The 12,182-nt window shown below is 67.9% G+C and carries 7 protein-coding genes; all 7 read right to left on the bottom strand.

What is annotated here, in order from left to right:
• Positions 1 to 6 precede the first annotated feature (6 nt).
• From AC0WR5_RS15540 to AC0WR5_RS15510, 7 genes are read right to left on the bottom strand one after another with little or no spacing between them, the layout of a single operon-like run.
• Complete coding sequence (locus AC0WR5_RS15540) at positions 7 to 1,623, bottom strand: eCIS core domain-containing protein (protein ID WP_475864455.1); 1,617 nt, start codon at positions 1,621 to 1,623, stop codon at positions 7 to 9.
• A gap of 24 nt (positions 1,624 to 1,647) precedes the next feature.
• Positions 1,648 to 5,094: a hypothetical protein gene (locus AC0WR5_RS15535; RefSeq protein WP_475864453.1), complete on the bottom strand. Its 3,447-nt coding sequence runs from the start codon at positions 5,092 to 5,094 to the stop codon at positions 1,648 to 1,650.
• Between the two features lie 21 nt (positions 5,095 to 5,115).
• Positions 5,116 to 6,792, bottom strand: coding sequence for a hypothetical protein (locus AC0WR5_RS15530; RefSeq protein ID WP_475864452.1), 1,677 nt, complete (start codon positions 6,790 to 6,792; stop codon positions 5,116 to 5,118).
• Positions 6,789 to 9,731 carry a baseplate J/gp47 family protein gene (locus tag AC0WR5_RS15525; RefSeq protein WP_475864450.1) on the bottom strand — a complete coding sequence of 981 codons (2,943 nt, stop codon included), beginning with the start codon at positions 9,729 to 9,731 and terminating at the stop codon, positions 6,789 to 6,791. The genes AC0WR5_RS15530 and AC0WR5_RS15525 overlap by 4 nt, the downstream gene beginning before the upstream one ends.
• The gene (locus AC0WR5_RS15520; RefSeq protein ID WP_475864449.1) at positions 9,728 to 10,933 is read right to left on the bottom strand and encodes a hypothetical protein; all 1,206 of its coding nucleotides are present in this window, start codon (positions 10,931 to 10,933) and stop codon (positions 9,728 to 9,730) included. Before AC0WR5_RS15520 ends, AC0WR5_RS15525 begins: the two co-directional genes overlap by 4 nt.
• Positions 10,934 to 10,956: 23 nt before the next feature.
• A complete protein-coding gene (locus AC0WR5_RS15515; RefSeq protein WP_475864448.1) occupies positions 10,957 to 11,355 on the bottom strand; it encodes a GPW/gp25 family protein in 399 nt (132 codons plus the stop codon).
• Positions 11,352 to 12,182 (bottom strand): phage baseplate assembly protein V, encoded by an 831-nt coding sequence (locus AC0WR5_RS15510; protein WP_475864446.1) that lies wholly within the window; start codon positions 12,180 to 12,182, stop codon positions 11,352 to 11,354. The genes AC0WR5_RS15515 and AC0WR5_RS15510 overlap by 4 nt, the downstream gene beginning before the upstream one ends.

Raw genomic sequence — 12,182 nt, 5'->3', positions numbered from 1 at the left:
GGGTCGCTAGTGCTGCGCCTCCCCGACCGTGTCGCCCTTGTGACGGCAGCTGTTGTCGGCATGGCTGCCGGCCATCTGCTCCCACTTGCCGCGAACCAGGTAGTGGACCTGGCCGTTCTTGTAGTAGCCGGGCAGGCGAGTGGCATCGTGGGGGTGATGGGATTTCATGACGGTCTTCCAGACCGAGATGATGGCCGAGACATCGACGGGCTCATCGAGCAGGAGCGGCCGCTTCAGTCCCTTTATCCCCTTGTCGAAATCGCTGCGCACCGCGGCGCCGTCGATCGGGGCGGACTTCCGGTATCCGAGGATCACGGCATTGGGGAAGAGCGCGGTGAAGACATCGAGCGCCTCCTTGCAGATGGTGGCGCAGGAGGTGGAGATCAGCAGCTTGACCCGCGGAAAGGCCTGGGTGTCCTTCAGCGCCTCCAGGTCGATGTACTGCGACTGGCGCCCGTTGGCAAAGACGCCGGGCGCGCTGTACTGGGCATATTGATGCCCGTAGAAATACAGGATGTCCGAGGCGTGGAGCTGTGGCGCGATGGTTTGGCCCTTGTCGTCGGCGCGCTTCTCCCAGGTATCAGGATCCTTGGTATAGGCGAAGGACTCTGCCGCTTCGGTCTCGGTGGTGCCGAGGCTTGTCAGGCGCGAGCGGGCGCCGCCGTAATAGGCGGGATAGGTGCCGCGATAGCCGCCGAAGGCCTTGCCCGAGGCCGTCCAGATTTCCTTTGCGTCCTCGGTTTCCAGCTGGGCGAAGAGCTCGCCGCGGAGGGCGGCCAGATCATCGGCGCCGGCACAGCGCTGGAAGATCTTGAGGGCGCGGATCAGGGAGAGGCGATCCTCGACGTCGCCGTTGGCCACGTAGGCGCGGATCACCGGCAACAGGCCGGCCTTGCTGGTGGCGTGATCGAAACCGGTGCAGAGCGGGTCCGCGGCCGGAGGGCTGCGGCGCAGACGGTGAGACCGGCCGCTCTCGGTGACATGGGCCAGCTCGTGCGCCATGAGGCTGCGCCCCTCGGTCGTGCCCGGGGCGTATGCGCCGCGGGCAAAGGCGATCTCGCTGCCGCGGGTGAAGGCGCGGGCGTCTATGGCGCGGCTGGCGGTATCGGCGGCGGGCCCGTCGTGGATGCGCACCGAGGAGAGGTCGCGGCCGAAGCGCGGCTCGAAGAAGGCGCGCTCGGTAGCGGGCAGGGGGCGTCCGGATCCAAGGGCGCCAATGGCGCGGCTGGCGGTGGCCGGGGCGGGCGCCGAGGCCGCACCGGGCGCGATGGCGGGCACGGGCGCGGCGGCACGCTTGACGCTATCTTCGCCTTTGTCCTCCGACTTTTCCTCGGCTTCGCACGCGGCACATTTGCGATGCACGTCACCATCGCCGTCCTGTTCCTCGGAGGCGCAGCCGGCACATTGCCTGTGCACCAGCGTGGCGGGAGCCTGCATCTGCATTATACGGTCTGCCACCCGGTCGGCCCGTTTCTCGGCCGGGTCCATGGCACCGCCGATCATCAGCCCGCCCGAGGGCTGGGCCTGTTCCTGAACCCGGGCCGGGCCGGAGCCGGCCGCCGGGCGGCGCAGCTTCGGGGTGCCCCGGGCGGTCTTGCGGCGGATGCGAAGGCGCTGGGCCATGGGGTGCCCTCCGGTTGCGGCAGATCAGCGCTTGAGGAAGCTGGCGGCGTCGCTCTGCAGTTTCTTGGCCTGGGCGGCGGTGATCACCCGCTTGCGGACCAGCGTTGTGATCTGGGCCTGGCTGAGGCCCGCCACATCGTTGACGTCGACGATCTTTTCGGCGGCGAGCTTCTCGGCAAGGGCCGGCGTGGTGCTGCCGAGGATGCTGAGGGGCTGGCTGCCGCGCACGCCCGCCTGCAGTTCCAGCGTGACCTTGCGGGCCTCCTCGATCGCCGCCTGCGAGGCGGTCAGGGCCTTTGACAGCTCCTGCCGTTCGGAACGCAGGGCGGTGACGTCGCTGCCGAGGCTCTCGACCTCGTCCTTGAGCGTGCCGCGCAGCGTGGAGAGGGCCTCGTACTCCTTGCGGGCCTCGGCGCCGGCGGTGCGCATGTCCGACAGTTCGGCGGTCAGCTTGCCGTGCTCCTCGGCGATGGCGGCGAGATCCCCGCGGGCGCCGAGGATGGCCTCTTCGAGCGCGGCGCGCAGGTCGGTGATCTTGTCGGTGACACCCGCGAGGTCGGAGAGTTTGCCGCCGGTATCCTTTCCCGTATCCGTGCCCGCAGCTCCAGAGCCCGCGGTCACGGTGCCGGCGACATTCGCGGCCGCATCCTTGGCCCTGACCGTCTCGAAGGGCAATTTTCCGGAGCCTTGTTCCAGCAGCACGTAGCCGCGGGCCACGCCGTTCTGAGTCAACAGGGCCACGGTATCGCCGGGACGGATGGTATCGCCGTTGCGCAGTGCCTCGGTGGCGCTGAGGCCCATGAGCTTGCCGCCCAGCGTCTCGATCGCGGTGCTGTCGTCGACGTCGATCACCGTGCCGACGCTGACGCCGGTGCCCTTGAGCGTGGCCACGGCCTCTTCCTCGCCCAGGTCGTTGACCTTCACGCGCGTGGTGAAATCGGAGGGCAGCTTCTCTCCGACCCCGAGGAAGGTGGTGCCGAGGTTGTTGTCGACGACAAACTTGCCGGGGGTGAACTCGGTGAAGGTGCCGGGGGTGAAGACGCGATCGGGGTCCCTGGCTTCGGGTTCCGGGCAGCAGAGCTTCTCGAAGCGCTGCTCGAGGTTCGTGCGCATCTCGCCGATATAGTACTGCATCATGCGTGGGGTCATGGCCTGCTTGCGGCAACACTGGGGGCAGACCTCGAGCTGATAGATCAACGGCGGATCATAGTCGCCGTCAAGGCATGCGATGGGCACGAGGTAGGGGGCCTTGCCCAGCTCCGGTGGGCATTTCGGGAAGAAGTGCAGGCAGAGACAGCGTTGAAGACGCTCGGTATCGGTGCGCTCGAAGGCCTGCATCACGGCAGAGGCCTGCTGCATCTGGCGGATCTCCAGCGCCGCGCCCGAGCCGTCGTCCACGGGATTGTCTTGACGCGCCTTGGCCATGCGGGTCTCGAGCAGGGCGACCTCTTCGGCGTCGGCAACCTTGGCATAGGCCGTGACCAGCTCCTGCTCGAAGGCCTGGCTCTCCTTGAACTCGGCTCGGCTCAGCCGCGCGCTGCCCTTGAGCGCTCCGCCGCCGGAGAGCGACAGAAGGACTTTCTCTGCCACCTGCTTGCGTTTCTCGGGCGACTTGGCGACCAGATCGTCGATGGGAACGATCTTCTTCTGCGCCACGCAGCGGCGGACGCTCTCTCCGAAGCCGGGATCATCGGGACCGAAGGCAAGCGCCTTCTCGACGAGGTAGGCCTGAACGGTGCCGCCATTGCCGCCCGCCAGCGCCAGGCAGACGTTGTCCTTTTGCAGGGCGGCATGGAGCTGCTGCGGTCCCTTGAAGAGTATCTGCTTGCCGAACTCCATCTCGGTCAGGTCGATGGTGCCGCCGGAATACTTGAAGATCCGCCCGGAGCGATCAAGGAAGGCACCGGCTGAAATCTCGATCAGGTTGGTCTCGCTGTTGCCCGTCACCTTGGGCACCAGGCCGCAGAGCACGCCCCAGTCGAAGAGCAGACGGAAGCTGTCCTGCACCGAAAAGTCGATCCGGCAGAGCGCATCGAGGGCGTCCTGCAGGTTGGTTGCCTCGCCATAGAGGGTCTCGCAGTTGGGGATGAAACCGATGTCTTCGGCGGAAATGCCGCAGAGGTTGTCGAGCGCCTGCTGGACGTTCTCGGCCTCGCCATAGAGCTTGGTGCAGGTGTTGTCGAAGCCGATGTGATCGGCTGGCAGATCGGAGAGAGGCGGCAGCGACAGCTTGCGCCGCAGGGCATCGGACATGCCGAGGCTTTCTTCGCCCTTCCAGAGGCCGAGGGTGCAGTAGTGGTGCCGGATGCCCAGCGGCGTTTCCTGCACAAGTCGGATGCGCGCGCCCTCGGGGGCAAAGCGGCGCTGTTCGACCAGCCAGTAGTCGCCGCGCATCAGGGAGGCTTCCTTGATGTCGAGCGCGGCAGTGAAGAAGGGGGTCTCGATCCGTATCGTGCCGTCGCCGGTCGAGAGGGTGAAACCGGTGCCCAGGCTCTCCTTTATGTCGGGGCCCGAGGGATCGATCACGGCGTAGCCGTCCCAGCGGCGGACAAAGGGCCAGGTGTGGCCGTCGTGATCCTTGGCCGGATCGCCGGTGGCGCCGAGGTCGTCGACGAAGGCCGAAAGCAGGATGTCGTCGCTTCGGGCCATGGTGCCGGCGTAGCATTCGGTGATGGGTGAGAAGAACTCGTAGACCTTGCCGGCGCGCTGGAACAGGCTGGGCTCGATATCAAAGGGTGCGATGACGCCGGCGTTTTCCTCGGACCAGGCAAGCGCGATGGCGGTGGGGGCATTTGCGGGGCCATGCACCTCGACCACCTCGAGCCGCCAGAGCGCGTTGATGATCTCCTGTTCGGCGGTCACCACCTCGGCGCAGGGATCGCAGGCATCGATGGAGCCTTCGGCGGCGATTTCCTCGATGGCGAGGCGGGCAGTGCCGACCTCGGGCCAGGCGCCGGTGCCGGTCTCGATGTCCTCGGCGGCCTCGGGCGGGGCGGCCTTGAACTGGACCATGGTACGGGTGCGAAAACCGGTGACGGCACCATGCAGCCCGACATCGGCCAGGTAGGGATCCTCCAGTGGATGCACGGGCCGTTCCCAGATGTCGGCGAAGAGCAGGAACTCGTCCTCGGGCACGGCCGGGCCAAGGGGCAGGTCCGCCTGGCGTGTAAAGGGCGAGAGCGGCGTGTCGAGCCCCTGATCGCTGCTGGTGGCAAAGACGCCGCGCACCCCGTCGGCATAGATCACGCCGGGGCGCAGGAAGGGCTTGGCCGTTGCGATGCCGCCGATGGCGCCGCCAGTTTCTGGCACGCCGTCGCGGATGGTGTCGTTTCCGAGGTTGTCGGTACGGGCACGGGTGATGTCGCTGCGCTCGTCCAGGTCGGCATCGGTGATCATGGCACCCTGCACGTGGTAGACGCCGCTGTAGCGGGCGTCGGGACGATGGCTCTTGCGGGATATCTGGGCTTTCATGCCGATGGCCTCCCTTGGTTGTCAGGCGGGAAGGGACGCCGGGGGGCGTTCCAGGTAGGGGTCGTAGCGCAGCGCGATCTCCTGCCCGAGCGGCAGGAAATCCGAGAGCTTGCGGCGGACCGCATCGAGTTTTGCGATGAGGTGGAGATGATGGCCCACGCCCATCTCGCCCTCGTCTTCGGCCCCGGAGGTGATCCGGGCCGAGGTGGTCAGGGCGAGCACGCCGCAACCCGGTTCGCCGAAGGCCGGCTGGCGCAGGATGCAGCCTTCCGCGTCCTCGAAGAACAGGCCGAGGAAGTTGGGGGCATGGGTGGTGTTGTTGGGATTGTTCGCCACGGCGCAGCCTGCGAGGGTTTCCTGCGACGGGATGCGCGAATAGCGGATGCAGGTGTCATCGCCGCCGCAATGGACATCGTTGACGGCCCCGGCAAAGAGGCTGTCGGAGGCCTGGAGTTGCGACAGGGTCGTGACCCCGAGGACGGTGCAATAGATCAGCCGGGCAAAGGCAGGCGGGCCGAAGACGGTGTCGAAGAGGCAGTCGGTCGCCTCCAGGGCGGGGGTGTCGCTCGGGCCATTGAGGGTGACCTGATGGGCGGCGCAGCGGGTCATGACCAGGCGGCGGGCCTGCGCGGCATTCGCCTCGACGGAAATCGTCTGCGTGAAGAGCAGATCCTCGAAGGCGACCATGGCATGGGCAGGGATCGTTACCGGGGTGGTGATCACGATCCGGTCGGGCACCGGGCCGATCAGGTCGCCGTCCGCGTCCAGGGGATCTCCGGCGAGCTTCAGGATCTCGGCCGGGCCGAAACTGTGCAGCTGCGTTGGATTGGCGCCATCCAGGGCCAGTGGATCCTCGTCGGGCAGGGCGACGCGGCGCAGACCGGGTTCGAAAAGGCCATAGGGCGGACGGACATGCACGGTGGTACGTCGCGGGTGCGGCCCGACGGCGGGATCGGAGGCCTCGCGAAGGTCGGGCGTGCGCAGGGAGGTATCGTCGTAGGCCCCCGGGAAGCAGGGCACACCGCGATGGGCATGCGGCTTCCAGTAGAGCTCCTCGGGGGCGGTGGTCAGGCCGTCCGCATCGCGCCGCGGCCGGGTGAGCCGGTAGAGCGGGTTGGCGCCCAGCCCGTCACGGATGGCGCGGTTGGGATGGCGCAGGTCGGGCGTGCCGAGCGGCAGGCCGGGCGCCGAGAGCGGATCTCCGTCGCCCATGGCCGTGGCAGGCGCGGTAAAGGGGGGCAGACCCATGCGCGGGGTCAACAGGACGCGCCGCCATCCCTCGATCACGACAGTTTCGGTGCCCGAGACCACGTCGGATACGGAATCGGCGTTTCGCAGCGTGCCCTTGGTCTTGTACCAGTCGACGGCGTTCGAGAGCTCGGCACTGCGGTCGGCGGGATCGGGGGCGAGCAGTTCGGCCCCCACCAGTTCGGCAAGATAGGGCAGTATCCAGGTCTGGATCTCTCGGTTGTTGGCAACCTCCGGGTCGGGGAAATCCAGCGGCTCGGCAAAGGCATCGGCCATGGCCTGTTCGGTGGTGCCACGCAGCAGGTCGAGCAGATGCCCGAAGCCGTGCAGGAAGGCTTCGAGATCACCTGGCTCCTCGCCCTCCTGCGGGTCGAGGTAGCGGTATTCCTCGGGCAGCTCCCGGTAGAGGAGGAGGCCGGCGCGGGTCTTGAGGTCGGTCAGAGATGTCATGTCAGGGCCCTCGCGGTAACGGAGATGCCGGTGGCGGCGGCAAAGACGAGCTGTTCCTCGCGGGGGAAGACCACGCTGAGGCGGCCGCCGGTGGTGGCGCTGCGCAGGGGCGTGGGGGCGCCGGGCGCCGGGGCGAAGCCGTCGACCAGCACGGAGGAAACGCCATCGACCTGTTCGGCGGCGGCGAGGATCTCGGCGATGTAGAGCGGCTGGCCGAGGGCACGGCTCTCGAGGGCGAAGGCGGTTGCCAGGGCGGCAAGGGTCGCATCGCGTACGTCGGATTTGTCGTAGCGGAGGGTATCGACGAGGACGCTGACGGCGATCTCTACCGGCAGGTCGGTATGGCCGATGACGCTGATGGAGACGCCGGGCAGGGCGCGGCTGCGCAGGTAGGCGACCAGGTCGTCGCGAAGGCTGCCGGTGAGCGCGCCGCCGCCGGCGGGCACCACGATGACCTCGACGGCGCTGGCGCTGCCCTGGCCGATGACCTGCCGGGCGCGGGCCTGCAACACGGAGGCATGCCGCTGGCAGAGCCGGCCGAAGTCGCGCAGCGAGACGGCGCGGCCATTGGCGGCGAGGTTCGCGGGGGCATTCTCCCTCAGCGCCGGGACCGGTTCGCGGTCGGCGCCGCCTGCGGTGGCAAAGGGCTGGCTGATGGCGGTGACGAAGCGGTTCTTCTTCATCGGCTTGGCAAAGGACCAGGCGGGGATGCCGCTGCCGCCGAGCCCGGTGCCGAGGCGATGGCGCCGTACCGCGAGGTTGTCGCTGCCGGTGGGCAGGCGACGGCGGAAGTGGATTTGCAGGGTGTCGTCGTCGTTCAGGCGCAACGACCAGGCGTCGAGCCCCTCGGCCTCGGGGTCGCCCAGATCGCGGTACTCCCATTTCACGCCGTCCACGGTAACATCCATGTCGGGCACCACGCCGGTGACCGAGGCGGTGGAGGGCACGAAGCTGGCCCGGGTGGCGGCAAGGCGGAAGCTCTGCCTCTCGTGCTCGGCATCGCCGGAGCCGAGCGTCTTGGGCGCCTGCGTTTCGCCGTGGGAAATGGTGACGGTGTTGAACTGGAACCGGGTCCAGCCGCTCTCCCAGGTGGTGAAATCGGTGTCGCTCGACAGGATCACGCGGAGGGTGCCCTCGGTGAGTGCCGTCTCGGTCACCAGGGCGCGGGCAGCCTGGCGGGTGCTGTCGCGCTCGCGCAGCACGATCAGCGCCTTTCCGGGGCGGATCAGGTCGCGCGCCTCGGGGGCCAGATCGTCGAAGGTGACGGCATTGCCGGGGGCAGCGGGCCTGGGATCGCGATCGTGATGGAGTGGGCGCATCACCTCGGTCATGGGGCCGAAGAACTCGGTCTCTTCCGGTGCGGCAGGCGGGGCCGAGGAAAACACGATGACATGTTCGCGGGCCTCTACCCGCACGGATTTCACCTGCAGGGCTACCGGTTCGGTGGTGTCGATGGCGCGGGCCACGTACCAGTCGCCCTGGCGCAGCCCCTCCGGCGGGGCGCCGGAAAAGCGCACCATGCTGCCCGAGGCAGGGCTGAACCAGCCGGGCAGATCCAGCACCTTGCCCCCTGTTACGCGATTGGTGCCGAGATCGAGATAGCCCGCCCCGGTGGATCCCGACGGGCGCCAGAACCTGAGCGCCACAGGATCGGAATCGTCGTCATCGGGATCGGAGAGCACGTTCTCGGGGCTGTCCTGATCGGTGATCTGGCCTGTCGAGCCGGCGAAGTAGAGGCGCGAGATACCAAGTATGGTCATGAAGGCGCCGTCCTGCTGGGCAGCCACGGGGGTATAGACCTTGACGCGCACATCGCCGGTTACGCCGCTGCCGCTCTTGACCACGAGAGTATCGCCGGCGGCCTCGGCCACCACGGCGCGGAAGGAGGCGCCGCTGCCCACGGGATCGATCTCGACAATGGATTCGGGCGGGATCGTGCCCGCGCCCTCTACCCGGAGTACCAGGCGGTCGAGGTCTGTACGGGTGATCGCGAGGCCGACGCGCACGTCCTTCGGGGCGAAGTGGATCGCCGTATTGGCATAACTGGCGCCAAGGCCGCTGGCCGGTGACAGTTGAAGCGACACCGGCGCATCTTTCTCCACCTGCTCGAAATTCTCCAGCGTGCGGCCCTGACCGGTGGTGCCGTTGGCCACCAGGGCGACCACGTCACCGACGGCAAGGCTGGCCTTTTCCGGCAGGATCCAGGGCGTGGAGGAGGGCGCGCCGAGGGTCGTGGGATTGACGTTCCAGCCGGCAGCCCGCGCACCGTTCAGCGCCGGATGCGCCTTGAGCGGCTTCAGCGTTTCGAAGATCAGCGGCGCGCCGCCTTCGGGGGCGGTGTATTTCATCGCCAGCCCACGGGCGATCTCGACCAGCCCGGCCTCTGCAGCCAGCTCCAGCGCCACCAGCGTTGTGGCCGAGGCAGGTGGGGTGGGCAGGTAGTTCACCATCCTGGCAAGCTTGCGCAGGTTGTCCCACTGGGTGGCGGTGCGCAGGTATCCCTCGTTGGCATGGGCATCCAGATGGCCGGTCAGCACATGGGCGGCGCGGGCAAAGGCACGCATGATCTCCCAGGCGTAGTCGGTCGACTGACGCGCGTATTGCTCGCGCAGCCGCGCATTGCGGGTGAGACCCGTTTCGGTACGTGCCGGCGCCGCAGGCAGCAGGTCGGCCCAGGCGACGGTCTCGCGGTAGCTGACATAGGGGCGGGCCAGTTCGCGTTCGGCGGGCGGTTTCGTGAAGAGGTCACGCCAGATCTCGGGCAAGCGCTCCTCGGCCGGCAGATCACGCAGGTAGCCAGAGAGCATGCCGAGGCGCAGCTCCTCGAGCAGCAGGGCCGCATTGGCATCGACGTATTGCATGCGGCTGAGCCCGGCACGGTTCCAGCGGGTGAGATCGGAGCGGTATTCGGGGCGCCCGGAGGGTTTCGGCAGGGTCATCCGGCTTCTCCTGCGTTGATGGTGATCCGCAAGGTGCCGTTCTGCGGCGCGTCACGGTCGTTGTCGCAGAGGGCGAAGCTGTCCTCGGGAATGTCGATGCGGCCGCTGGCGGTCTGGTCCGGATAGGCGCCCAGGCGCTTGAAACGGTTGAGGCAGGCCACGGCCACGCCATCGACGGCCATTGCGGCCTCGATGATGTCGGAGGCATAGAGATCCTCTCCGAAGGCAAGGCGCCCCGGCTCGAAGAATCCGCCCTCATCGGCAGAGAAGACCTGGGCCAGTGCCTGCTTCAGCTCCGAGCGGAAATAGCCGCGTTTGGCCCGGACCGAGAGAGCAATTGAGACGGGAGCGGGTTTCGCCGCCTCGAGAAAGACCTCGGTGCCGATCATCCGGTTCAGCTCGATCAGCCCGCGCAGCAATTGCCGTGCGGTCAGCGTTCCGGAGAGCGGCGGCAGGGGCAGGCGCTCGATGCGGTGAAAGGTGACGATCTCGGCCCACAAGGCGGGATCGAGACCCGAAGGCGCGTCGTCGACAATTTCACCAAGGGGCGCGTCCAGTCCCAGGTTGTCGTCGAGGAGCGCCGCCACGAGGATGGTGTTCCAGGCGCCGGACCAGACCAGCCGCGCATTGGCGCGCACGACCAGCGGATGGTCCTCCAGAATGCGCTGGTGGTCTCCCAGCGTGACCATGCGGCGGACCTCTCCGGTCAGCCTTGGGCCCTCGGCACGGGCGGCCTCCATCTGCGCAGGCTCAAGGCGCCAGAGGCGTTCGACCTTCTGTGCGTCGGTCTCCTCCAAACCGTCGGGCGCCGGCGGCAGGGCCTCGAGCACGGCCGGGTCGATCCGCTGCACCACGTCATAGCCGATCAGCTTCAGCAGGCGGCGGACGGATTGCGGGCGGCGAGCCGTTTCCAGGTAGCGCTCGGCCTGCACCACGTCGATGGCGTGGCTGGCGCGGTCGAGGGCGGCCGAGAGCACCTCGACGATGACCACTTCCATGTCGGCGGGGGTCCAGCGGCGGCGCTCTGGAAACCGTGCCGCCAGCTCCTGCATCATGAAGAGGCGGAAGCTGTCGTAATCGCGCGCCTTCCAGTCGAAGTCGTCTGTGATGGCGGGCAGGGGAAAGGGCAGCACCGCGCGGCGTTCGCCGCAGTCCGGGCAGCCGCCGTCGAACTCCAGAAGCTCGGGGGCAAGCTCAGCCATGGCTCTGCTCCCCTGTCAGCGGATCACACGAGGAAATCATGGCTCTCCTCCTTCTGCAGGGCAGCAAGCACATAGGAGACCCGAACCAGCAGCAGCTCGGGCTGATCGGCGGGGGCGCCGACCTCGACGCGGATGGTCTTGGGGTCCACCTCGCCGACGAGCGCCTCGGTCAGAGAGCCCTGCAGGCGGTTGCGCACCTCCTCCCAGAGCGGCACGGCATTCGGGGCAAAGACGTGCTGACGGGCGCCGAAGCCGAACTCGGGGCGAAAGACGCGTTCGCCCGGGCTGGTAAAGATGACCTGCATGATCTGCTCGCGGATGTGATCCACGCGGGTCACCCGCTCGGCGCCGTCGCGGGTCATCCGGAAGGGAAAGCGCACGTAGCGCACGGCAGGGAGGCGGGCCTGGAGCGAGCTGGTCATTGGGCTGTCGATTTCATGGTGAGAACGGAGGGGGTGAGCGGGGGCACCGGTGGGCCGGAGGGCGATCCGGGCGCGGTGCAATTGTGGGTGTGGGCGTTGAAGGCGGCGAGGAAGGAGCTGCCCTTGATCAGCGGCTCGCCGCCCGATCCGGCCACGGCCACCATCGAGCCGTCGAGGGTGATCGTGGCGCCGGACTGCACGGTGACGCCGCCGGCCTCGGTGGTGATCGTGTTGCCGGAGGCGTCCGAGAATTCCATGCCGGATCCCGACATGACGACCGAGTTGCCATTGGCGTCCTCGATCCGGATCTCGTTCGCCTCGGCGTCGATCACCACGGTGGCGCCGCCGCTGTCGGTCAACGAAATCGACCCGCCGGCGTTCATCTCGATCACCGCGTCTGCGGCGCTGCGCAGGGTGATCGTCTCCTCTCCTTCCTTGTCCTCGAAATGCAGCAGGTGGCCGCTGCCGGTCTTCAGGATCTTGGCGGTGGGGGTGTCGTTGGCCTCGTATTCGGCCGGGGGCGTGCCCTCGGACCGCCAGAAGCTGCCCGTCCAGAGCGGCGAGGAAATGTCGCCCTCCATGAACTCGGCCACGACCTGGGCATCAAGGGGGGGCACCATCAGGAAGCCCTCGTCGCCCGCGCCGCCATAGGGCGTGACGGGCAGGGCCCAGTCGCTCGGGGTCTCGCCCAGGACGGAGGGAATCACCAGCCGGCAGCGGCCCAGCTTCTGCGGGTCGGCATTGTCGGCGACAAAGGCGCGGTACTTGCCCCAGTAGCGGTTCTGCTGCTGGCGGATCGTCTGCTGGAGGGCGTTGAAATCGTCCAT

This window comes from Pseudooceanicola sp. DL12, from assembly GCF_056270665.1.
The sequence above is the reverse complement of the archived record's forward strand: the minus strand, read 5'-3'. Positions and strand labels throughout refer to the sequence as shown.